Consider the following 20,488-nt stretch of genomic DNA (forward strand, 5'->3'; position numbering starts at 1 on the left):
AACGGAAATGACGAGTAGGGATGTATGCCAGCAAAAGTAGTGGTAGTAGGCAGCCTGAACATGGACCTGGTCACCCGGGCGCCTCGGCTGCCGCGAGGCGGTGAAACGCTGATCGGCGAATCCTTTGCCACGGTCTCCGGCGGCAAGGGTGCGAATCAGGCCGTGGCCGCCGCGCGATTGGGCGCGCAGGTGTCGATGGTTGGCTGTGTGGGCAGCGATGCGTATGGCAAGGAGCTGCGCGAGGCGTTGCTGGCCGAACAGATCGATTGTCAGGCGGTCAGCGTGGTGGACGGTTCCAGTGGTGTCGCATTGATCGTGGTCGACGACAATAGCCAAAACGCGATCGTGATTGTCGCCGGTGCCAACGGTGCGCTGACGCCAGCGGTGATCGGATGCTTTGATCCGGTCCTGCAAGCCGCCGACGTCATCATTTGCCAGTTGGAGGTTCCGGATGCCTCCGTCGGCCATGCACTCGCGCGCGGTCGCGCATTGGGCAAGACCGTGATCCTCAATCCAGCCCCGGCCAGTCGCCCGTTACCAGTGGACTGGTACGCAAACATCGATTACCTGATTCCCAACGAAAGCGAAGCGTCGGCACTGAGTGGCTTGCCGGTGGACTCTCGGCAATCGGCGCAAGCAGCCGCCAACCATCTGGTCGAAATGGGTGCCGGGAAGGTAATTATCACCCTTGGCGCTGACGGGGCACTATTCGCCGATGGCAAGCGCGTCGAGCATTTCCCCGCGCCCAGCGTGAAGGCAGTGGACACCACGGCGGCCGGCGATACCTTCGTCGGCGGATTCGCCGCCGCACTGGCCTCCGGCAAAAGTGAGGCAGATGCGATTCGTTTCGGGCAGGTCGCAGCGGCGCTGTCGGTCACCCGCGCCGGCGCACAACCTTCGATTCCCACCTTGTCCGATGTTCAGGCGTTTAAAACACCATGAAAAAGACTCCTTTGCTCAACGTCGCACTGTCGCGGCTGATTGCTTCACTCGGCCACGGCGATTTGGTGGTGATCGGCGATGCGGGTTTGCCGGTGCCACCGGGTGTCGAACTGATCGACCTGGCCCTGACCCACGGTGTGCCAGATTTCGTCAGCACCTTGAACGTTGTGCTCAGCGAAATGCAGGTTGAAAGCCACGTGTTGGCGCAGGAAATCCTGGAAAAAAAGCCGTCGGCATTAGCCGCGCTGGATAAGTTGAATGCCGAGGGCGCGCTGGGCCGGCGTGAGCTACTGAGTCATGAACAGTTCAAGGTCCTCAGCCGACAAGCCCGGGCAATTGTTCGTACCGGTGAATGCCAGCCTTACTGCAATGTCGTACTGGTCGCCGGAGTGACATTCTGAAACGCTCTGCCTGACGGTTTCTGCCCTGCACAAGGAGTGCGCCATGTATTGCCATGCCCGGAAACTGCACCTTTTGCTTCGGAGTCTGCTTTTGTCCCTGATTACCCTGACCAGCGTTCAAGCGGCGGAAAAGATCGACTTGATCATCGATACCGACCCCGGTGCCGATGATGTGGTCGCCTTGCTGTTTGCACTGGCATCGCCGGACGAACTCAATATCCATGGGTTGACCACGGTCGCGGGCAACGTTCGCCTGGACAAGACGTCACGCAATGCACGATTGGCGCGGGAGTGGGCGGGGCGCGAGGACGTGCCGGTCTATGCCGGGGCGCCGAAACCGCTGATGCGTACTCCGATCTATGCCGAAGGTGTCCATGGCAAGGAAGGGCTGTCGGGTGTCGCCGTGTACGAGCCGAAGAAGGGTTTGGCCGAGGACGGTGCAGTCGAGTTCCTGATCGGCACTCTGACGGCGGCCAGGCCCCACAGCATCACCATCGCCATGCTGGGGCCACAGACCAACCTGGCGCTCGCGCTGATCCAGGAGCCTGAAATCGTGCAGGGCATCAAGGAAGTCGTGATCATGGGCGGTGCGCATTTCAATGGCGGCAACATCACACCCGTCGCGGAGTTCAACCTGTTCGCCGATCCACACGCTGCCGAGGTCGTACTCAAGAGTGGCGTGAGGCTGACTTACCTGCCCCTGGATGTGACCCACAAGATCCTCACCAGCGAGGCGCGCCTGCGGCAGATTGCGGCGCTGAACAACAATGCCAGTAAGCTGGTCGGCGATATTCTCAATGAATACATCAAGGGCGATATGGAGCACTACGGCATTCCGGGTGGTCCGGTGCATGACGCCACGGTCATCGCCTACCTGCTCAAGCCGCAGTTGTTCAGCGGTCGCCGGGTCAACGTTGTGGTCGACAGTCGGGAAGGGCCGACCTTCGGTCAAACCATTGTCGACTGGCATGACGGCCTCGGGGCACCGAAGAATGCGTTCTGGGTGGACAGCGGCGACGCCCAGGGCTTCTTCGATCTGCTGACCGAACGCCTGGCCCGACTGAAGTGATCTACGAGCGTTGCGAATGCCCGCTGCCCTGATGGGGCGGGTATTTCTCGAAAATCTGTTGGATGAACGACTGGGCGGCTTCGGTCCCCAGCTCCTTGACCAGTAAATCGATACCGATGATTGCGAGCTCTTCCGGGCTGCCTGGGCTGTAAGAGCTATGGCCCTCTGGCCACTTGGCGTTAATGGCGGCATCGATGCTTACGGTGGTCATGGTGGTGCTCGTGGGGTCGAGAGAGTCTGAGTGCCGAGTTAACCATTTTGCGGGACTTTTGGCACTCCGACTTAGGCATCATTGGAGGGCTATGCGACACTTGGTCTTTGATGACTTTTCAAGGATCGCGCTGTGCGGATCGATTTGAACACACCTGGCGGCCTGACCCTTGAGGCGGTGCGTCAGATGCTGGCCGCTGCCAGTGATGACGAACACACCCAGTTGCGGGTGACCAAGGGCGGTATCGCCTATATTTCATCGGGTGTCGTGGGCGGCACCGACATCGACGGGTTGCTGTTTCGCCTGGAGACGTGGGCCAAGGGGTCTGGCTACGTTGGACGGGTCGCAGCCAGTGACGAGGTCTGGGTCATGCAGATCTTCAATGCGCTGAAGCAGAATTGGCCCAAACCGGCTTTTGATTACATCGACGTCTACTGAGTGCCGTTCATATTCAGTCACGATTGAGGCGTGAAGGGGAGGGCAATGCTCAGGCAAACTTGCTGTTTGTCTGCGACGTCGGTCTTGTTGCCAGAACGCTCGATGAAACCAAACGCCAGAATGGCGGTCGCACAAATTCAGCTTAACTATCGAAAAAAGGAGGCGTCATGCCTTGGAAGCTCGCGTCATTGGGTGCCCTATTGGCCGTTGCCACGCTGGCCGGTTGCAGCACTGCCGCTACCGAATCGGCAACTGACCCTGTAACGACGACTGACACAGGTCACAGCCGTTGTGAGGCAAAAGCTGCCGAATTCACCCTTGGCAAAACGGCTTCGCCTGAACTGCTGGAGCAGGCTCGCAAGCGAGCAGGCGCACAGAATGCGCGGTTCCTGTCGCCAAATGACATGGTGACCCTGGAGTACCGCTCCGACCGTCTCAACCTGAACACCGATGCCAACAAAGTCGTAACCCGCGTTAACTGCGGCTGATCGCCAACTTTTGCATCACCCATAAAAAACCCCGTCACATGGACGGGGTTTTTTTAGTGCGCCTGGAAATTACTCTGGGCGAACTTGAGCAGCTTGCATACCCTTTTGGCCTTTCTCAGCCACGAAGGAAACGGTTTGGCCTTCTTTCAGGCTTTTGAAACCGTCGCTTTCGATAGCTTTGAAGTGTACGAACAGGTCGTCACCGCCACCTTGAGGAGTGATGAAGCCGAAGCCTTTTTCATCGTTGAACCATTTAACGGTGCCGGTTTGGCGATTAGACATGGTGTATCTCCAAGAAACATATATTTTCAGTAGTGCTGTGCTGCTCAGGCCAACTGGGCACACCCGGGTATCATAGTCGAAATGTTCGCTTTGGGAGCCCCCCGCAGGTGCTGTTTGCCCTACAGTCGCACATTCTTTGCTGCCTGATATCGCTGAAAGCCCTGATTTAAAAGGCTTTCAGCCGAAAGTAAAGGCGATAAAAAAAGCTGTAAAACCTGCATAAATTGTCCGAAAAAGCGATTTTCAGGGGCTGTTTGCCAACTGAAATTGCTTTTCCGGGACTGGAGCGGACTTATTTTTGCGCCGGATTGCTGGCCTTGCACTTGGTGATCTGGGTCAGGGCCTGTTGCTTCAATTCATTGCTGGCCTTGTTGTCCATCAGCGCCTGAAGGTCTTTGGCGGGGTACGATTTAATCGCATCAGCACCGCAAGCGCAGTGGGCCTTGGCCGCAGCCTCGCCGATCTGTTGTGCGGCGGCGGGAACGCACTGAGCCATGTATTTCTCGCGCACACCTTTCGGCCACTCAGCGTGGGCGGTTAGTGGCAGCAGCAGGACGATGGGTGCGACTACAGCGAATAAACAATTCAGACGCATGCCGAAGATGCTCCTTTGTGGGTCGATGTCTTGATATTTGAGGGGGAAAGCGGGGATCAAGTTCAGCACTCTGGCATAAAAACGCTGGATTTACCCTGTCGGAAAACCTCCGCACCGCGACGACCGTCCATCTGTGCTAGCATGCCTCGCTCGGGCGTTTGCAGGCTCCGGTTGACCTTCAGTCCCGGTCGCGGCAGATGCGCGAATAACCCTGATTTGAATCCCAGTCACTCTGGTTCGGTTTCCCGGTTGGCCGCAAGGCTCCTGCCGCTGTAAGGCAGGCGTTCGTCATTGAATGGCCTGGATCGGATCTTGTACTGGCTCATCCCAACCCACGTGACCTTTGGTAGGGGTCACCACTAGGAGAGGAGGCGCCATGCCAACTATTACTCTTCCCGACGGCAGTCAACGTTCATTCGATCATCCGGTCTCCATCGCCGAGGTCGCCGCCTCCATTGGTGCAGGCCTGGCCAAAGCTACAGTGGCTGGCAAGGTCAACGGCAAGCTGGCCGATGCCAGCGATATCATCGACAGCGACGCCACGCTGCAAATCATTACGCCAAAGGATGAAGAGGGGCTGGAGATCATTCGCCACTCTTGCGCCCACCTGGTTGGCCATGCGGTCAAGCAGTTGTACCCGACGGCCAAAATGGTCATCGGCCCGGTCATTGACGAAGGTTTCTATTACGACATCGCCTTCGAGCGTCCTTTTACTCCGGACGACCTGGCCGCCATCGAACAGCGCATGCAACAGCTGATCGAAAAAGATTACGACGTCATCAAGAAAGTCACTCCGCGCGCCGAAGTGATCGAAGTGTTCAAGGCTCGCGGTGAAGACTACAAACTGCGCCTGGTCGAGGACATGCCGAACGAGCAGGCGATGGGTCTGTACTATCACGAAGAATACGTCGACATGTGCCGCGGTCCGCATGTGCCGAATACCCGCTTCCTGAAATCCTTCAAGTTGACCAAGTTGTCCGGCGCCTACTGGCGTGGCGATGCCAAGAACGAGCAATTGCAGCGCGTCTACGGCACCGCCTGGGCTGACAAGAAGCAGCTGGCGGCTTACATCCAGCGCATCGAAGAAGCTGAAAAGCGTGATCACCGCAAGATCGGCAAGCGCCTGGGCCTGTTCCACACCCAGGAAGAGTCGCCGGGCATGGTGTTCTGGCACCCGAATGGCTGGACGTTGTACCAGGTGCTCGAGCAGTACATGCGCAAGGTTCAGCGTGACAACGGTTACCTGGAGATCAAGACTCCCCAGGTCGTTGACCGTAGCCTGTGGGAAAAGTCCGGGCACTGGGCCAACTACGCCGACAACATGTTCACCACGCAGTCGGAAAACCGCGACTACGCCATCAAGCCGATGAATTGCCCTTGCCACGTGCAGGTGTTCAACCAGGGCCTGAAGAGCTACCGCGAATTGCCAATGCGCCTGGCCGAATTCGGTGCCTGCCACCGTAATGAGCCATCGGGTGCCTTGCACGGTATCATGCGCGTTCGTGCGTTCACTCAGGACGATGCCCACATCTTCTGCACCGAAGAGCAGATGCAGGCCGAATCCGCAGCGTTTATCAAGCTGACCATGGACGTGTACGCTGACTTCGGCTTCAAAGATGTCGAGATGAAGCTGTCCACTCGTCCGGAAAAACGAGTTGGCTCCGATGAACTGTGGGATCGCGCAGAAGCCGCATTGGCCGCAGCCCTTGATAGCGCGGGCCTGCCGTACGATCTGCAGCCAGGCGAAGGGGCGTTCTACGGTCCGAAGATCGAGTTCTCGCTGAAAGATTGCCTGGGCCGTGTCTGGCAGTGTGGTACTCTGCAGCTCGATTTTAACCTGCCTGTCCGTTTGGGCGCCGAATTCGTCTCCGAAGACAACAGTCGCAAGCATCCGGTGATGTTGCATCGGGCGATCCTGGGTTCCTTCGAGCGTTTTGTCGGGATTTTGATCGAGCACTACGAGGGTGCATTCCCTGCGTGGCTGGCCCCGACCCAGGCAGTGATCATGAATATCACTGATAAACAGGCAGATTTTGCTGCTCAGGTCGAAAAAACTCTCAACGAAAGCGGGTTTCGTGCCAAGTCTGACTTGAGAAATGAAAAGATCGGCTTTAAAATCCGCGAGCATACCTTGCTCAAGGTTCCCTATCTCTTGGTTATCGGAGATCGGGAAGTCGAGATGCAGACTGTCGCTGTGCGTACTCGCGAAGGTGCTGACCTGGGCTCAATGCCCGTCGCCCAGTTTGCTGAGTTCCTCGCGCAAGCGGTTTCCCGGCGTGGTCGCCAAGATTCGGAGTAATTATTATTAAGCGTGAAATGAGACAAGATAAACGAGCTGCACCGAAGGCCCCGATCAACGAGAATATCTCGGCACGCGAGGTTCGGTTAATTGGGGCTGAAGGCGAGCAGCTTGGGATTGTGTCAATTGAAGACGCGCTTCTTAAGGCTGAAGAGGCTAAACTGGATCTGGTGGAAATTTCCGCCGATGCAGTACCCCCTGTTTGCAAACTGATGGACTACGGCAAATCGATCTTCGAAAAGAAGAAGCAGATTGCTGCTGCCAAGAAAAACCAGAAGCAGATTCAGGTTAAAGAAATCAAGTTTCGTCCAGGGACGGAGGAAGGGGATTACCAGGTAAAACTGCGCAACCTGGTACGTTTCCTGAGTGACGGGGACAGGGCCAAGGTATCCTTGCGATTCCGCGGCCGTGAGATGGCCCACCAGGAGCTGGGGATGGAACTCCTCAAGCGAGTTGAAGGTGACTTGCTTGAGTACGGTTCGGTCGAACAGCATCCTAAGATGGAAGGACGCCAGCTGATCATGGTCATCGCCCCGAAAAAGAAGAAGTAATCAACAGGGCACGGCAGGCCTTCTGATTATGTTTATCAACTGAATGCGGAGTATCCGAACATGCCAAAAATGAAGACCAAAAGTGGTGCTGCTAAGCGGTTTCTGAAAACTGCTAACGGTATCAAGCACAAGCACGCTTTCAAGAGCCACATCCTGACCAAAATGTCGACCAAGCGTAAGCGTCAACTGCGCGGTAGCAGCTTGCTGCATCCGTCTGACGTGGCAAAAGTCGAGCGCATGCTGCGCCTTCGTTAATTTTAGTCAAGAATAGAGGAAGTAACTCATGGCTCGTGTAAAGCGTGGCGTCATTGCCCGTAAACGTCACAAAAAAATTCTGAAACTTGCTAAAGGCTACTACGGTGCTCGCTCGCGCGTATTCCGTGTTGCCAAGCAAGCGGTAATCAAGGCAGGCCAATACGCCTACCGTGACCGTCGTCAGAAAAAACGTCAGTTCCGCGCTCTGTGGATCGCTCGTATCAACGCTGGTGCACGTATCAACGGTCTGTCCTACAGCCGTTTCATCGCTGGCCTGAAAAAAGCGTCCATTGAGATCGACCGTAAGGTTCTGGCTGATCTGGCAGTGAACGAAAAAGCGGCGTTTGCTGCGATTGTCGAGAAAGCTAAAGCCACCTTGGCTTAAGTACCCCCGACAGTCACCCGGTCTCACCTCTGTGAGGCCAGGTGTTAAACGTCATAAATAGGGGAAGAGCCTTCAAGCTCTTCCCCTATTTTGTATCTGGAGTCTGTACATGGAAAACCTGGATGCGCTCGTCTCGCAAGCTCTAGAGGCTGTGCAAAGCGCTGAAGATATCAATGCCCTGGAGCAAATCCGGGTTCACTACCTTGGCAAAAAGGGTGAATTGACTCAGGTGATGAAGACCCTGGGGAATTTGCCGGCAGAAGAGCGTCCGCAAGTCGGTGCGCTGATCAACGTTGCCAAGGAGCGTGTCACAGACGTTCTCAATGCGCGCAAGGCATTGTTTGAAGAGGCCGATCTGGCCGCCAAACTCGCTGCCGAGTCCATTGACGTCACACTGCCTGGCCGTGGTCAGACCTCAGGTGGTCTGCATCCGGTCACCCGTACTCTTGAACGCATCGAGCAGTTCTTCACTCACATCGGTTATGGCATTGCCGAAGGTCCTGAGGTCGAAGACGACTACCACAACTTCGAAGCGCTCAACATCCCGGGCCATCACCCGGCCCGGTCGATGCATGACACCTTCTATTTCAATGCCAACATGTTGCTGCGCACCCATACCTCGCCGGTACAGGTCCGTACCATGGAGTCGAAACAGCCGCCAATCCGCATCGTCTGCCCAGGCCGTGTGTATCGTAGCGACTCGGATATCACCCATTCGCCGATGTTCCATCAGGTCGAAGGCCTGCTGGTCGATCGCGACATCAATTTCGCCGACCTCAAAGGCACCATCGAAGAGTTCCTGCGGGTGTTCTTCGAAAAAGAACTGGCTGTGCGTTTCCGCCCTTCGTACTTCCCCTTCACCGAGCCATCCGCAGAAGTCGACATGGAATGCGTGATGTGCAGCGGTAAAGGCTGCCGTGTGTGCAAGCAGACTGGCTGGCTGGAAGTGATGGGCTGCGGCATGGTTCATCCGAACGTGCTGCGCATGTCCGGGATCGACCCGGAAGAGTTCTCGGGCTTTGCCTTCGGCATGGGCGTTGAGCGTCTGGCCATGCTGCGTTACGGCGTGAACGACTTGCGTCTGTTCTTCGACAACGACTTGCGGTTCCTCGCGCAATTTCGCTAGTCGTAACGAATTCTTAGGAGAGCAGGATGAAATTCAGTGAACAATGGCTGCGTGGCTGGGTAAGCCCGCAGGTAAGTCGCGATGAGCTGGTTGCTCGTCTGTCGATGGCCGGTCTTGAGGTCGATAGCGTTACGCCGGCCGCCGGTGTATTCAGCGGTGTCATCGTGGGCGAGGTGCTGAGCACCGAACAGCACCCGGACGCCGACAAGTTGCGTGTTTGCCAGGTCAGCAATGGTTCGGAGACCTTCCAGGTTGTTTGCGGTGCGCCAAACGTTCGCCCCGGCCTGAAGATCCCGTTCGCCACCATCGGTGCCGAGCTCCCGGGTGATTTCAAAATCAAGAAGGCCAAGCTGCGTGGCGTTGAATCCAACGGCATGCTGTGCTCCCAGGCCGAACTGCAAGTCGGTGAAGGCAACGACGGCTTGATGGAATTGCCTGCCGATGCGCCTGTAGGCCAGGACATTCGTGAGTATCTGAACCTGGACGATGCCAGCATCGAGGTTGACCTGACCCCGAACCGTGGCGACTGCCTGTCCCTGGCGGGCCTTGCTCGTGAAGTCGGCGCGCTGTACGCCACTACGGTCACTCGTCCCGTGGTAGCCATCGTTCCCGCCGTGCACGATGAAGTGCGCTCGGTTGAAGTGTTGGCTCCCGCTGCTTGCCCGCGTTACCTGGGTCGTGTAATCCGTAACGTCGACCTGTCCAAGCCGACGCCGCTGTGGATGGTTGAGCGCCTGCGTCGTTCCGAAGTGCGCAGCATCGACGCCGCTGTCGATATCACCAACTATGTGATGCTGGAGCTGGGCCAACCGCTGCACGCCTTCGATCTTGCCGAGATCAACGGTGGCATCCGCGTGCGGATGGCTGAAGAAGGTGAAAAGCTGGTTCTACTTGACGGTCAGGAAGTTAGCCTGCGTAGCGATACGCTGGTGATTGCCGACCACACTCGCGCACTGGCAATTGCCGGTGTCATGGGCGGTGAGCACAGCGGCGTCAACACCGCGACCACTCGCGACATATTCCTGGAAAGCGCCTTCTTCGATCAAATCGCTGTCGCTGGCAAGGCCCGTTCCTATGGCCTGCACACCGACGCATCGCACCGCTACGAGCGTGGCGTGGACTGGCAACTTGCCCGTGAAGCCATGGAGCGCGCCACTGGCCTGCTGCTGGAAATCACCGGCGGCGAAGCGGGTCCAATCATCGAAACCGTCAGTGAGCAGCACCTGCCATCGATCGCGCCGGTGACCCTGCGTACCCAGCGCATCACCCAGATGCTGGGCATGGAAATGGATTCGGCCGAAGTCGAGCGTCTGCTCAGCGCTTTGGGCCTGGGCATTACCGCCGACGGAGCAGGGCAGTGGCGCGTGGAAGTGCCGAGCCACCGCTTCGACATCAGTCTGGAAGTCGACCTGATCGAAGAGCTGGCTCGTTTGTACGGCTACAACCGCTTGCCGGTTCGTTACCCGCAAGCGCGTCTGGCGCCGCAAGCCAAGGCTGAAGCGCGTAGCGATCTGCCTGAACTGCGCCGCCTGCTGGTAGCCCGTGGTTATCAGGAAGCGATCACCTACAGCTTCATCGATCCGAAACAGTTCGAGTTGTTTAATCCGGGTGTTGAACCGCTGTTGCTGGCTAACCCGATTTCGAACGACATGGCCGCCATGCGTTCGTCCTTGTGGCCTGGTCTGGTCAAGGCGCTGCAGCACAACCTGAACCGTCAGCAAGACCGTGTGCGTCTGTTCGAAAGCGGTCTGCGCTTCGTCGGTCAGCTGGAAGGGCTGAAGCAAGAACCAATGCTGGCGGGCGTGGTTTGCGGTAGCCGTCTCCCTGAAGGCTGGGCGCAAGGTCGCGACACCGTGGACTTCTTCGACGTCAAGGCTGACGTGGAGGCGGTGTTGGGCTTTGCCGGTGCACTGGATGCTTTCACGTTCGTGCCGGGCAAGCATCCAGCATTGCACCCGGGTCAAACCGCGCGTGTCGAGCGAGAGGGGCGTCTGGTCGGTTTTGTCGGCGCGATCCACCCTGAATTGTCGAAAACGCTGGGGCTGGACCGTCCCGTATTCGTTTTCGAACTGGTTCTGGCAGAAGTCGCGGCGGGCAAAATGCCTAAATTCCAGGAGTTATCGCGCTTTCCTGAAGTGCGTCGTGACCTGGCATTGATTGCGGACAAAGGGGTTGCAGCCACGGCTGTGCTGGACGTAATCCGTGAAAATGCAGGCGAATGGCTGACAGACCTCAGGCTATTTGACGTGTATCAGGGTAAAGGCATTGATCCTGATAGAAAAAGCCTCGCAGTTGGCTTGACCTGGCAGCATCCATCGCGCACTCTTAATGACGATGAGGTGAATTCTGCGACTCAAAACATCCTCACCTCGCTCGAACAAAGGTTGAACGCCACGTTAAGGAAGTGACGTATGGGGGCTTTGACGAAAGCTGAGATGGCGGAACGTCTGTATGAAGAGCTGGGCCTGAACAAGCGGGAAGCCAAGGAATTGGTTGAACTGTTTTTCGAGGAAATCAGGCACGCTCTTGAAGACAACGAGCAAGTCAAATTGTCCGGTTTCGGCAATTTCGACCTTCGGGACAAACGTCAGCGGCCTGGCCGCAATCCGAAAACGGGAGAAGAAATCCCGATCACGGCTCGCCGTGTGGTCACCTTTCGTCCAGGGCAGAAATTGAAGGCCCGAGTTGAGGCTTATGCTGGAACCAAGTCATAACGACGAGCTACCCGTCATCCCAGGCAAACGCTACTTCACCATTGGTGAAGTTAGCGAGTTGTGTGCGGTAAAACCGCACGTACTGCGCTATTGGGAGCAGGAGTTTCCTCAACTCAACCCCGTCAAACGCCGCGGAAACCGCCGGTATTATCAGCGCCAGGACGTGCTGATGATCCGGCAGATCCGCGCACTTCTTTACGATCAAGGTTTCACTATCGGCGGTGCGCGTCTGCGTTTGTCCGGTGATGAGGCCAAAGATGACACAACCCAGTACAAACAAATGATTCGCCAAATGATCGCTGAGCTGGAAGATGTACTGGTGGTTCTCAAGAAATAAATTTCTGCGTTTAAATACTTCCAGTTTTCAAACGCTTGCGATATATTCTTGAGCATTCTTCGAGATGAAGAACAGGTTTCACGCCTAGTCGGGGCGTAGCGCAGTCCGGTAGCGCACTAGCATGGGGTGCTAGGGGTCGAGTGTTCGAATCACTCCGTCCCGACCATATTATTCAATGACTTAGCCGCTTTCGAGCGGCTTTGTTGTTTCTGCCATAGTGACTTTTCGAGTGACCCTGGCCTTTTCCTTCATGCTTCTCTCCTTTTCAGAATCGTCAGCGCTGGTGCGCGCGAGTCGGTTGCTGATACTTTATTTGGCGCCGCAATGAGCTGATCCAGTTCCGCTGCCGAGTAGTGACTGGTGATGCTTCCGTTCTTGTGGCCGAGCAGCGCTTTTCGATATTCCTCCGTCACACTTGCAGCACGTAGCCTTCGCCCAAAGGTGTACTTCAAGTCGTGAATGCGGATCCTGGTAAAGACTTCATGTGCCGGCCGCAAGAATTTCTCCTGCCACTTTTTCGCCGCCCTGATCCGCGCCTTCTCCAGGCCGAGTCATTCATGCGGTGAACCGTCGTTTCATTCCTCTCGCCATGTGGGTTGCCAAACGGGAACACGTAAAGCGGATGACTGCCGCGCTGCTTCTCGATCACCGACTTGGGAATGGGTCATTCGCGGACACCCCCACCGGGGCGAATATCGAGCAAAATATTGGCATATGCCCATCTATTTATACTTCAGTATCGGCAAGTTCGGCGCTGGCGGCGCGTGAAAATTCGGTGGTGGCGGCGTTCCGTCACTCATCAACTCAAACAGCACAGCATCCCCAAATTATGGTGCAGGGGGATCGGGCGTATCGGCCGGGTCCGGCAGCGCTAACTTGTCTGGCGGCACCGGTAAAGCTGATATCGTAATCATTTGGGAGTACGCATGATGAGAACCTACGCACGGATCGATAGCGGCGTTGTGGTAGAGATTTGCCCTGATCGGATGAAACTGGTGAAGAGGTGCCAATTGATCAACGGTTCGCCCCTGAGTTCGTCTCTACTCTGGTCGAAGTCACGGACCTTAAGTAGATGTCGCAAGAGCGCTAGACCTACGTTGGTGAGGTCTTCGCTGATCCCGTTCCCTATCTGCCGACCCCTGATGAAATCAGCTTGGTCAATACCTCAACCCACAACTACCTGGTTGCACAGGCAACGCTAGCAATCGCGCCGCTGCAGGATGCTGTGGACCTGGACGATGCGACTGCCGAGGAAACGGCCTTGTTGAAGAAATGGAAGCAGTACCGCGTCGCGGTCAATCGGATTGACCTGACGCAACCTTATCCGATATGGCCACCACAACCCTAAGTCGCCCGAACTGAAGAAGCCGCCTTGAGTGGTATTTTTTTTGCCTGGAGAAAAGCATGCCCATTACTGAAAGAGTCAGCGACCTCCTCGTCCTAACGCCGTAGGGCGTGGCGCTGGGCCCAGAATGCCGTTACTGAGCCAAAAAGTTGAGCGGTGGTACTTACAAACTCGTCATGCGTAAGTTTGCTGAAGAAGCAAGATGTCAAATAGGTTTGGTCGCAGAGTTTGCTGTCTTTTTTAAACCGTTCTTGGCGAGTCTGGAAATAGGTGTTTCGATAAAGTGGAAGCTGAACCACGATACAAAAAGAATAATGGCTAAAATCATGGCGAGTGTTACGAATGTATTCAGGTTCATCAATTGCTGCAGTTGTATCATGAGGCTAATAACCAGAACGTGACAGAGATAGGTCGAATATGACCAATTGCCCAGTCGGTAGATTGCTGTTGCTCCCGAAAAAAAGCGCTCTTGTGATAAAGCGGAAAGTAAGACGATGGCGCATGGGAGCCCTGATTTTATTGGGCTGTGGGTGACTTGGCCGAAATATACAATAACACCTATGGATGCAGCGATCATTAGGATTGCCGCAGTTAAATTTATGCGCTGAACAAGTCCTTTTTGGTGGGCGAACGCGATAAATATACCAAATATAAATTCGAAAATTATGGGGTTGTTATAAAAGGCAAAAACCCCGCCGGCGGAGGGTATCGCCTTGTAAAGCAGTGTGACACCGAGGGTGATTGCCAAGATTCTGAAATTTCTAGGCAAGAATAAACTGATCAAGAAAACGCCATAGAATGCCATCTCATAGTTTAGAGTCCATCCTACTGTTATTAGTGGATAGAGCCCAATGCCGGACGGGTTTTGCGCGGGAGCGAACAGCAGACTTTTGAGGGCGAATGCAGGTTCAAATTCTGTAAGAGGAATGGCGTTTGGTAGAAGTATAAGAGTGGCGACTGTTATGAGAGTAAAGAGCCAATAGGCAGGCGCTATCCGTGCCAATCTATGGGTCGCAAACTCGAATGGCGTAATTATCTTGCCGGTTGCTGAAATATAGATGACGAAACCACTAATGATAAAAAATAAATCAACACCGATAGCGCCGTACCTTTGCAGTGAAATGGATATTGGGTCGCTAAGTTGGAAGTTGTGTGCCAGCTGCATGTAATGGTGGCCAACAACCAGCCATGCTGCTAAGGCTCTAAGTGTTTGGATTGAGTTGAGCATTGGTAGTCGGTGTCAAAAAGAAATCGATTCTACATCCGCTGTACCTGATCTACCACAGAGACAGAGCTCGCCCTTGAGTGGGTATTTTTTGCCTGGAGAAAAGCATGTCCATCCCCGCCCAGCAGTAGCTGCAGATCCTCCCGAACGCCGGCGCGAAAGCCGGCGTTTTTGCACCTGTCCTGAATACGGTGATGCAGCGATACCAGATTGTCGGGGCCCAGCGGGTCGCGCGTTCGTCGCCCAGATCGGTCATTAGTCCGGCCAGTTGCGCTATGTCCGTGAGATTTGGGGACCAACACTGGCCCAAGTCAAATACGAGGGCAGGGCAGACCTGGGCAACACCGTAGCGGGTGACTGCTCCAAGTACCGCAGCCGTGGCCTGATCCGGATCACTGACCGGGCGAACTATGCTGCATGCGGCGAGACGCTGGGCCTAGACCAAGTAAACCGGCCAGAGCTGCTGGAGCAGCCCCAATACGCCTGCCTGTCTGCCGCCTGGTTCTGGGGGACAAAGGGCCTGAACACACACTGGCCGATGCCGGCGATTTTGAACGCATCACCCGGCGCATCAACGGAGGACTTAATGGTCAGGATGATCGACTGGCGCTGTGGAAAAATGCGGGTGAGGTGCTGGGATGAAGATTCTGTTGCGAATCCTTCCTTATATAGCTGCGGTCCTGCTGGTGGCTGCGGTGCTGTTCGGCGCCTACCAACACGGCGTGACGGTCGCGAATGAAAAATGGCAGTCCGACTGGAATGCTCGCGACGGGGTGCTAGGGGGGCGAGTGTTCGAATCACTCCGTCCAGACCATATCTACTAGATCGGCTTTTTTGTGTCTGCGCAAAAAGCGCGCAAAATTACCCGGTGATTTCGCTGATATTCAGGCCCGGAATTGCCTCGGACCATATGAATTCCTCGTGGTCACGTGGGTAGGTTTTTGTCATGCCCTTGATCACATGGCCTGCCTGCCCCTTCCGGCTTTCTTGTACAGATGCATCCACGCCGCTCCCACTTCACGCAGGGCATACGGCCTTGCTGTTGCCGATCGCCTTTTCGCGCGTGCCTTCGGGACGCTCACTGTCTGGCGTGAGGTGAACTACTGGTCTACGCATCTATGTCGAATTCAGCCTGATGGGAGACCGAAATGAGATTGTAAAGTGATATCAATCACTTGCGGCAAGCAAGGAAGGCTTCAAATGCTTGAGGCAACTCATTAAGCAGGCTACCTGCTGAAAGGCGCTTGTCCGACTGCAGAGCCTTCAGCGAGGCAGGTGAGGGCGGGTCAGGTGGTTAGCGAGGCTTACAGTCGTCACGGTCATCGGTCCATCAATACCATTAGCCCTTGAGGGACCTCGCAGGCTAATGGGTAAAACATTTACAAAAAAAGCACACCAAGGTGAACACGAACCGAAAATCAGAGGTAAGGCTTAGCCACCAATCTGGTGGCTTACAGCATTCTCTTGTTGGTTAAGGGCCCTTTGCTCCTGCTTGGTGATATGTCCGCCATTTTGGCTAGCCATGTTCCGTTCTTCCTGACGAATCTGATGGTCTTCCTTATGTAGATTGGCTGCCTGCCCCTTGGTTATTTCACCCTCTTTGACTTCGTTGCTGATTCGCTTGTTCTGGTTGGCCAGTCGACCATTGACTTCGGCTCTACGGGGGTGATCTTTTTGCCATTGGCCTTGAGCAGCCATTACGTTGCTGGCAGCCGCGCCAACCAATGCGGACAACAAAATAGCAGCAAGCTTTTTAGACATATTTGATTCCAGGAGAGGGCTTTAAGGCTGGCCGGTTGTCCTGCCCAGCACCAGCCATGTGGATACTGCGTCATCCCTGGAATCGTAGACACGATTCAGTCCCGACAGTTCATTTTTCAAGCGTCCGCCACCTTGATGCACCGGCGAGAGTGCTTTAGCCATTGGTTGCTGCTCGTAGTGGAGTTTTAATGGTGATAAATTTCGCATCGTTACCAAATGGTAACGGCGACCCCTGCACTCCTTATTTTCTGTTTGGCATGTGCACACCAACACAACGTTTTGTGGGAACTCTAACAAATGCCAAAGAGACACCCTCAAGACACCGCCTCAGTGACGGCTGCTGATATCGAGCGCTCTATCCAGGCCCTGAATAAAATGGCTGAACGTCTGTGGGGAGATGGTCGAGAGGCCGAGGCGAAAGCCCTCCTCAATGCCTTGGATTCGTTAAACCGGGCGCTGGACCGAATCAGGATTGGTGAAAGTCGCAAGACTCTTCATTGAAGAGCGCAGGGGGATTGTGCAGCGCGAGGATGAGCAAATTTCGCGCAAACAATCTGCTCATTCTTGTGCTTCCAACAGTCGGAAATTGACGCCCCTCGTCCATACCTCGTTGACGACACAAACCTCTGAGCGTTGAATTTTCTTGCAGGAAAATGCAGGGAGGGTTTGGTATGGCAAAAATAAAAATCCTGGCAGGAGATTTTCTTGATGGGCATGCAGTGTATGAACCCGGGTTCATCACAATAGAGACAGTTGTGTACCCGTGGCCTGGACTAAAGATATCCACTCAGGAGATCCGTGACGTTACATTAGTCAGCGAAAGCTCATATTCAGATGTATCAAGCTCCGTCAGCCTGGGCTTGGCCGGTGCGATGGTACTCGGTCCGGTGGGTGCGGTTGCAGGCTTTATGTTGGCGGGCGAAGAGGACGAGGTAACATTTTCTGTGGCACTCAGAGATGGCAGGTCAATGCTGTGTGTGACTGATGGATGCACCTATCGGAACATTGAGTCTACCGTGGGCAAGCAAGAATATTTCAAGCGGCACAAATCTCATCCGCTGTGATAGCCAAAATCTCCGCTCATCCAAGGCCCGGCCCCAGCGCCGGGCTTTTTCGTATCTGCCCTTCGCTGATAATTCGACTGCACAATTCGGGGCGAATAGACACATGGTGTGCTCCAATCTCCCTCATGTTCTTCATGACTTCTGCCACCCACTCGATCACATAAAACCTCTATCAAGACCCGCATCCTGGCTGGGTCTTGACCCTTCCTGTCTTTATCACCTCATAAGAAAAACCGATACCCGCTTAAGGATTTCCCAGAGGCGGGGCAGGCACTTGCGGCTTTACAGTCACGCCCAACGTTCAGCCTTCAGGCTCGCAGTCATTACCAGGTCTGTCGGAACTTCTATAAAAACAAAAAGGTGAAAACATGAGTCATGAAACGGTCGACATCAAAGCGTGGATCGATAGCCGTCCGGTTACCAGGTATCAGTGGCTCATCATGGGCCTGTGTTTCTTCATTGTTCTATTCGATGGCCTCGATGTGGCGGTCATGGGCTTTATCGCACCTTCACTGATTCAGGCGTGGGGGCTCTCCAAAGCCGCTTTCGGCCCCGTGATGAGTGCGGGTATGGTCGGGCTCGCCATCGGCGCCCTGACGGCTGGTCCTTACGCTGACCGCCTGGGGCGCAAGAAAGTGCTGCTGTTGGCCGTGTCCGGATTCAGCGTGCTGAGCCTGGCGTGTGCGTTTGCCCGCAACCCATACGAACTGGCTACCTTGCGGCTGTTGACCGGTGTGGCCCTGGGCGCCGCGATGCCCAACACCACGACGTTGCTTGCCGAATACCTGCCAGAACGCAATCGTTCGCTGTTCATTACCATCATGTTCACCGGTTTCAACATGGGCTCGGGGCTGGGCGGATTGTTCGCCGCCTGCTTGATTCCTCTGCACGGTTGGCAATCGGTGTTGCTGGTCGGCGGCATCCTGCCACTGGTGTTGCTGCCTTTGCTCTGGTTGTTGCTGCCAGAATCCGCACGTTTCCTGGCGGCCCGCAATGCACCTGCCGCCCAGATCGCCAAAGTGCTGAACAAGCTGGGTGGCAAATTCTCGGCCACCACAAATTTCACCCTCGCCGAACCCCAGGCCCAGCATAAGGCGCCGGTGCGCATGCTATTCAGCGAGCGTTATCGCATCGGCACGCTTGCACTCTGGTTGACCTATTTCATGGGCCTGCTGGTGATCTACCTGACCATGGGCTGGATGCCGACGCTGTTGCGTGAAGGCGGCCTGTCCATCGAGCGTGCAGCCACCATCACAGGCTTGTTCCAGATCGGCGGTACGGTAGGGGCGATCGTGGTGGGTTGGATCATGGACCGACGTAATCCCAATGGCGTCATTGCAACTTCCTATGCGCTGGGCGGCGTCTTTATCTTGCTGCTGGGGGCGTTCAGTCTCGAGTCGAGTCTGCTGGCGGTTGGTGTCATTGCCGCAGGGTTCTGCATGAGCGGTGCGCAAACTGGCCTAAATGCTTTTGCGCCTGGCTATTACCCGACTGATTTCCGTGCCACGGGCGTGAGCTGGATGCTCGGTATCGGACGTTTCGGCGCTATCTTTGGTTCTCTCATCGGTGGTGCGGTGCTCAGCCTCGGCTTGGGCCTGCCATTGCTGTTCGCCCTGTTGAGCGTGCCTGCCTTCATCGCCGCGTTGGCGATCCTGGCCAACGGTCATGCACGGAGCCGGGTCAACCGGACCCTGCTGGCGCAATAATCTTTTTCGGACAAAGGAACTCATCATGGCACGCATCATCGGTGGCCTCGCGGTATCCCACACACCCACCATCGGCTTCGCCGTCGATCACGATAAACAGAATGAGGCCGCCTGGGCGCCGATCTTCGACGGCTTCGAACCGATCAAGGTCTGGTTGAAGGAGCAACAACCGGATGTGTTGTTCTACATCTTCAACGACCACGTGACGTCGTTTTTCTTCGATCACTACGGTGCATTCTCTCTGGGGGTCGATGAGCGTTACGAGGTGGCGGACGAGGGCGGTAATCCGCGCTTGCTGCCCGCGGTTGGCGGACATGCGGCGCTGTCGCGGCACATCGGCCAAAGTCTGATGGCCGATGAGTTCGACATGAGTTTCTTCCGTGACAAGCCACTGGATCATGGCTTCTTTTCACCGATGTCTGCACTGTTGCCGTGCGAACCTGACTGGCCGGTAGAAATCGTGCCGCTGCAGGTTGGCGTTTTGCAGTTCCCGATCCCCAGTGCCCTGCGCTGCTACAAGCTAGGCCAGGCCTTGCGCCGTGCGATTGAAAGCTATCCCGAAGATTTAAAGGTGGCCATCGTCGCCACCGGAGGCGTGTCCCATCAGGTACATGGCGAGCGCTGTGGTTTCAACAACCCGCAGTGGGATGAGCAATTCATTGATCTGCTGGTTAACGACCCGGTGCGCCTGACGGAGATGACCCACGCCGAATACGCCACCCTTGGCGGAATGGAAGGTTCTGAAGTCATCACCTGGTTGATCATGCGCGGTGCACTGTCGGCCACGGTGAAGAACCTGCATCAGGACTACTACCTGCCGTCCATGACCGGTATCGCTACCCTGTTGCTGGAAAATCAGGACCGTGCGGTACCCGCCGACGTTAACGCGCGCCACTTGCAGCACATGCAGCATCAGTTGGCTGGTATCGAAAAACTGCAAGGCACCTATCCGTTCACCCTGGAGCGCAGCGCCAAGGGCTATCGCCTGAACAAGTTCCTGCACCGGATGATCGAGCCGCAATGGCGCCAACGATTTCTTGAGGCGCCGGAGGCGCTGTACGAGGAGGGTGGCTTGAGCGAAGAGGAATGCGATCTGCTGCGACGTCGTGACTGGCGCGGTCTGATCCAGTACGGGGCGATTTTCTTCGTGCTGGAAAAGCTCGCTGCTGTGCTCGGCATTCCAAATCTGCAGGTCTACGCGGCCATGCGTGGGCAGAGCCTGGACGAATTCATGAAAACCCGAAACCAGCAGGTGCTGTACTCGGTGGCGGGTAAAGCGCCTCGCTGATGATCA

At 55.8% G+C, this 20,488-nt stretch carries 24 protein-coding genes, 1 tRNA gene and 2 pseudogenes; 21 read left to right on the plus strand and 6 right to left on the minus strand.

Annotated features, from left to right (window positions below; genetic code table 11):
* Nucleotides 1-24: 24 nt before the first annotated feature.
* From rbsK to ACGJAX_RS16055, 3 genes are read left to right on the plus strand one after another with little or no spacing between them, the layout of a single operon-like run.
* Nucleotides 25-942: a ribokinase gene (gene rbsK, locus ACGJAX_RS16045; protein ID WP_390955350.1), complete on the plus strand. Its 918-nt coding sequence runs from the start codon at nt 25-27 to the stop codon at nt 940-942.
* Nucleotides 939-1,343, plus strand: a complete 405-nt coding sequence (gene rbsD, locus ACGJAX_RS16050; RefSeq protein WP_090318822.1) for a D-ribose pyranase — start codon at nt 939-941, stop codon at nt 1,341-1,343. The genes rbsK and rbsD overlap by 4 nt, the downstream gene beginning before the upstream one ends.
* A 43-nt stretch (nt 1,344-1,386) precedes the next feature.
* On the plus strand, nt 1,387-2,412 hold the full coding sequence (locus ACGJAX_RS16055) for a nucleoside hydrolase (RefSeq protein ID WP_390955351.1): 1,026 nt from the start codon (nt 1,387-1,389) through the stop codon (nt 2,410-2,412).
* A 1-nt stretch (nt 2,413) separates the two neighbouring features.
* On the opposite strand, the gene ACGJAX_RS16060 is transcribed toward ACGJAX_RS16055, so the two are convergent.
* The gene (locus tag ACGJAX_RS16060) at nt 2,414-2,623 is read right to left on the minus strand and encodes a hypothetical protein (RefSeq protein WP_090318829.1); all 210 of its coding nucleotides are present in this window, start codon (nt 2,621-2,623) and stop codon (nt 2,414-2,416) included.
* 132 nt (nt 2,624-2,755) lie between these two features.
* On the opposite strand from ACGJAX_RS16060, the gene ACGJAX_RS16065 reads away from it, so the two are divergent.
* Together ACGJAX_RS16065 and ACGJAX_RS16070 are read left to right on the plus strand one after the other, a co-directional pair.
* On the plus strand, nt 2,756-3,061 hold the full coding sequence (locus ACGJAX_RS16065; protein ID WP_390955352.1) for a hypothetical protein: 306 nt from the start codon (nt 2,756-2,758) through the stop codon (nt 3,059-3,061).
* Between the two features lie 167 nt (nt 3,062-3,228).
* Complete coding sequence (locus ACGJAX_RS16070) at nt 3,229-3,549, plus strand: I78 family peptidase inhibitor (protein ID WP_090318835.1); 321 nt, start codon at nt 3,229-3,231, stop codon at nt 3,547-3,549.
* A 69-nt stretch (nt 3,550-3,618) separates the two neighbouring features.
* Here the strand turns inward: ACGJAX_RS16070 and ACGJAX_RS16075 are convergent, their stop codons facing one another.
* Nucleotides 3,619-3,831, minus strand: a complete 213-nt coding sequence (locus ACGJAX_RS16075; protein ID WP_003179963.1) for a cold-shock protein — start codon at nt 3,829-3,831, stop codon at nt 3,619-3,621.
* A 292-nt stretch (nt 3,832-4,123) separates the two neighbouring features.
* Nucleotides 4,124-4,426 carry a hypothetical protein gene (locus ACGJAX_RS16080; RefSeq protein WP_390959891.1) on the minus strand — a complete coding sequence of 101 codons (303 nt, stop codon included), beginning with the start codon at nt 4,424-4,426 and terminating at the stop codon, nt 4,124-4,126.
* Nucleotides 4,427-4,802: 376 nt separating this feature from the next.
* Here ACGJAX_RS16080 and thrS point away from each other — a divergent pair, with 376 nt between their 5' ends.
* The 9 genes from thrS to ACGJAX_RS16125 all read left to right on the plus strand — a co-directional run bounded on the left by thrS (nt 4,803) and on the right by ACGJAX_RS16125 (nt 12,259).
* Nucleotides 4,803-6,725 carry a threonine--tRNA ligase gene (gene thrS / locus ACGJAX_RS16085; protein ID WP_090318841.1) on the plus strand — a complete coding sequence of 641 codons (1,923 nt, stop codon included), beginning with the start codon at nt 4,803-4,805 and terminating at the stop codon, nt 6,723-6,725.
* Nucleotides 6,725-7,276: a translation initiation factor IF-3 gene (infC, locus tag ACGJAX_RS16090; protein ID WP_172435341.1), complete on the plus strand. Its 552-nt coding sequence runs from the start codon at nt 6,725-6,727 to the stop codon at nt 7,274-7,276. The genes thrS and infC overlap by 1 nt, the downstream gene beginning before the upstream one ends.
* 60 nt (nt 7,277-7,336) lie before the next feature.
* A complete protein-coding gene (gene rpmI, locus ACGJAX_RS16095) occupies nt 7,337-7,531 on the plus strand; it encodes a 50S ribosomal protein L35 (RefSeq protein WP_002553160.1) in 195 nt (64 codons plus the stop codon).
* A 28-nt stretch (nt 7,532-7,559) separates the two neighbouring features.
* Nucleotides 7,560-7,916 carry a 50S ribosomal protein L20 gene (gene rplT / locus ACGJAX_RS16100; RefSeq protein ID WP_007905879.1) on the plus strand — a complete coding sequence of 119 codons (357 nt, stop codon included), beginning with the start codon at nt 7,560-7,562 and terminating at the stop codon, nt 7,914-7,916.
* A 109-nt stretch (nt 7,917-8,025) separates the two neighbouring features.
* Nucleotides 8,026-9,042 (plus strand): phenylalanine--tRNA ligase subunit alpha, encoded by a 1,017-nt coding sequence (pheS, locus tag ACGJAX_RS16105; protein WP_090318844.1) that lies wholly within the window; start codon nt 8,026-8,028, stop codon nt 9,040-9,042.
* 26 nt (nt 9,043-9,068) lie between these two features.
* Nucleotides 9,069-11,450 (plus strand): phenylalanine--tRNA ligase subunit beta, encoded by a 2,382-nt coding sequence (gene pheT, locus ACGJAX_RS16110; RefSeq protein ID WP_390955353.1) that lies wholly within the window; start codon nt 9,069-9,071, stop codon nt 11,448-11,450.
* Between the two features lie 3 nt (nt 11,451-11,453).
* Nucleotides 11,454-11,756 (plus strand): integration host factor subunit alpha, encoded by a 303-nt coding sequence (ihfA, locus tag ACGJAX_RS16115; protein WP_002553164.1) that lies wholly within the window; start codon nt 11,454-11,456, stop codon nt 11,754-11,756.
* Entirely contained in the window at nt 11,737-12,093 is a 357-nt protein-coding gene (locus tag ACGJAX_RS16120) for a MerR family transcriptional regulator (RefSeq protein ID WP_003179985.1), read from the plus strand. The genes ihfA and ACGJAX_RS16120 overlap by 20 nt, the downstream gene beginning before the upstream one ends.
* An 89-nt stretch (nt 12,094-12,182) precedes the next feature.
* Nucleotides 12,183-12,259: transfer RNA gene (locus ACGJAX_RS16125), tRNA-Pro, on the plus strand.
* Between the two features lie 82 nt (nt 12,260-12,341).
* Here the strand turns inward: ACGJAX_RS16125 and ACGJAX_RS16130 are convergent.
* Nucleotides 12,342-12,754, minus strand: a pseudogene (locus tag ACGJAX_RS16130) (site-specific integrase); the annotation flags it as partial.
* Between the two features lie 492 nt (nt 12,755-13,246).
* On the opposite strand from ACGJAX_RS16130, the gene ACGJAX_RS16135 reads away from it, so the two are divergent.
* Complete coding sequence (locus ACGJAX_RS16135) at nt 13,247-13,441, plus strand: tail fiber assembly protein (protein WP_390955354.1); 195 nt, start codon at nt 13,247-13,249, stop codon at nt 13,439-13,441.
* Nucleotides 13,442-13,643: 202 nt separating this feature from the next.
* Here ACGJAX_RS16135 and ACGJAX_RS16140 read toward each other — a convergent pair whose 3' ends face one another.
* Entirely contained in the window at nt 13,644-14,666 is a 1,023-nt protein-coding gene (locus ACGJAX_RS16140; protein WP_390955355.1) for an acyltransferase family protein, read from the minus strand.
* 128 nt (nt 14,667-14,794) lie between these two features.
* Here ACGJAX_RS16140 and ACGJAX_RS16145 point away from each other — a divergent pair.
* Both ACGJAX_RS16145 and ACGJAX_RS16150 read left to right on the plus strand, forming a co-directional pair.
* Nucleotides 14,795-15,305 (plus strand): annotated as a pseudogene (locus tag ACGJAX_RS16145) (glycoside hydrolase family 19 protein).
* Nucleotides 15,302-15,487: a hypothetical protein gene (locus tag ACGJAX_RS16150; RefSeq protein WP_390955356.1), complete on the plus strand. Its 186-nt coding sequence runs from the start codon at nt 15,302-15,304 to the stop codon at nt 15,485-15,487. The pseudogene ACGJAX_RS16145 and the gene ACGJAX_RS16150 overlap by 4 nt, the downstream one beginning before the upstream one ends.
* 607 nt (nt 15,488-16,094) lie before the next feature.
* Here the strand turns inward: ACGJAX_RS16150 and ACGJAX_RS16155 are convergent.
* The gene (locus ACGJAX_RS16155; protein ID WP_390955357.1) at nt 16,095-16,424 is read right to left on the minus strand and encodes a hypothetical protein; all 330 of its coding nucleotides are present in this window, start codon (nt 16,422-16,424) and stop codon (nt 16,095-16,097) included.
* 297 nt (nt 16,425-16,721) lie between these two features.
* Here ACGJAX_RS16155 and ACGJAX_RS16160 point away from each other — a divergent pair, with 297 nt between their 5' ends.
* The 4 genes from ACGJAX_RS16160 to ACGJAX_RS16175 all read left to right on the plus strand — a co-directional run bounded on the left by ACGJAX_RS16160 (nt 16,722) and on the right by ACGJAX_RS16175 (nt 20,482).
* Nucleotides 16,722-16,925, plus strand: coding sequence for a hypothetical protein (locus ACGJAX_RS16160; RefSeq protein WP_247254234.1), 204 nt, complete (start codon nt 16,722-16,724; stop codon nt 16,923-16,925).
* Between the two features lie 170 nt (nt 16,926-17,095).
* A complete protein-coding gene (locus ACGJAX_RS16165) occupies nt 17,096-17,488 on the plus strand; it encodes a hypothetical protein (protein WP_390955358.1) in 393 nt (130 codons plus the stop codon).
* Nucleotides 17,489-17,856: 368 nt separating this feature from the next.
* Nucleotides 17,857-19,194: an MFS transporter gene (locus ACGJAX_RS16170; RefSeq protein WP_390955359.1), complete on the plus strand. Its 1,338-nt coding sequence runs from the start codon at nt 17,857-17,859 to the stop codon at nt 19,192-19,194.
* A gap of 25 nt (nt 19,195-19,219) precedes the next feature.
* Nucleotides 19,220-20,482: a gallate dioxygenase gene (locus ACGJAX_RS16175; RefSeq protein WP_390955360.1), complete on the plus strand. Its 1,263-nt coding sequence runs from the start codon at nt 19,220-19,222 to the stop codon at nt 20,480-20,482.
* Nucleotides 20,483-20,488 lie beyond the last annotated feature (6 nt).

The sequence above is a fragment of the Pseudomonas moorei genome (assembly GCF_042846945.1).
Lineage (GTDB): Bacteria > Pseudomonadota > Gammaproteobacteria > Pseudomonadales > Pseudomonadaceae > Aquipseudomonas > Aquipseudomonas moorei.

Bases quoted from the DNA above. Each gene is read 5' to 3' on its own strand.
- ACGJAX_RS16160 (WP_247254234.1), top strand. From the start codon at position 16,722: ATGCCAAAGAGACACCCTCAAGACACCGCCTCAGTGACGGCTGCTGAT.
- ACGJAX_RS16070 (WP_090318835.1), top strand. From the start codon at position 3,229: ATGCCTTGGAAGCTCGCGTCATTGGGTGCCCTATTGGCCGTTGCCACG.
- rplT (WP_007905879.1), top strand. From the start codon at position 7,560: ATGGCTCGTGTAAAGCGTGGCGTCATTGCCCGTAAACGTCACAAAAAA.
- rpmI (WP_002553160.1), top strand. From the start codon at position 7,337: ATGCCAAAAATGAAGACCAAAAGTGGTGCTGCTAAGCGGTTTCTGAAA.
- ACGJAX_RS16170 (WP_390955359.1), top strand. From the start codon at position 17,857: ATGAGTCATGAAACGGTCGACATCAAAGCGTGGATCGATAGCCGTCCG.
- ACGJAX_RS16175 (WP_390955360.1), top strand. From the start codon at position 19,220: ATGGCACGCATCATCGGTGGCCTCGCGGTATCCCACACACCCACCATC.
- rbsK (WP_390955350.1), top strand. From the start codon at position 25: ATGCCAGCAAAAGTAGTGGTAGTAGGCAGCCTGAACATGGACCTGGTC.
- ACGJAX_RS16075 (WP_003179963.1), bottom strand. From the start codon at position 3,831: ATGTCTAATCGCCAAACCGGCACCGTTAAATGGTTCAACGATGAAAAA.
- ACGJAX_RS16140 (WP_390955355.1), bottom strand. From the start codon at position 14,666: ATGCTCAACTCAATCCAAACACTTAGAGCCTTAGCAGCATGGCTGGTT.
- ihfA (WP_002553164.1), top strand. From the start codon at position 11,454: ATGGGGGCTTTGACGAAAGCTGAGATGGCGGAACGTCTGTATGAAGAG.
- ACGJAX_RS16155 (WP_390955357.1), bottom strand. From the start codon at position 16,424: ATGTCTAAAAAGCTTGCTGCTATTTTGTTGTCCGCATTGGTTGGCGCG.
- pheS (WP_090318844.1), top strand. From the start codon at position 8,026: ATGGAAAACCTGGATGCGCTCGTCTCGCAAGCTCTAGAGGCTGTGCAA.
- thrS (WP_090318841.1), top strand. From the start codon at position 4,803: ATGCCAACTATTACTCTTCCCGACGGCAGTCAACGTTCATTCGATCAT.
- ACGJAX_RS16150 (WP_390955356.1), top strand. From the start codon at position 15,302: ATGAAGATTCTGTTGCGAATCCTTCCTTATATAGCTGCGGTCCTGCTG.
- pheT (WP_390955353.1), top strand. From the start codon at position 9,069: ATGAAATTCAGTGAACAATGGCTGCGTGGCTGGGTAAGCCCGCAGGTA.
- ACGJAX_RS16060 (WP_090318829.1), bottom strand. From the start codon at position 2,623: ATGACCACCGTAAGCATCGATGCCGCCATTAACGCCAAGTGGCCAGAG.
- rbsD (WP_090318822.1), top strand. From the start codon at position 939: ATGAAAAAGACTCCTTTGCTCAACGTCGCACTGTCGCGGCTGATTGCT.
- ACGJAX_RS16080 (WP_390959891.1), bottom strand. From the start codon at position 4,426: ATGCGTCTGAATTGTTTATTCGCTGTAGTCGCACCCATCGTCCTGCTG.
- ACGJAX_RS16165 (WP_390955358.1), top strand. From the start codon at position 17,096: ATGGCAAAAATAAAAATCCTGGCAGGAGATTTTCTTGATGGGCATGCA.
- ACGJAX_RS16055 (WP_390955351.1), top strand. From the start codon at position 1,387: ATGTATTGCCATGCCCGGAAACTGCACCTTTTGCTTCGGAGTCTGCTT.
- ACGJAX_RS16120 (WP_003179985.1), top strand. From the start codon at position 11,737: ATGCTGGAACCAAGTCATAACGACGAGCTACCCGTCATCCCAGGCAAA.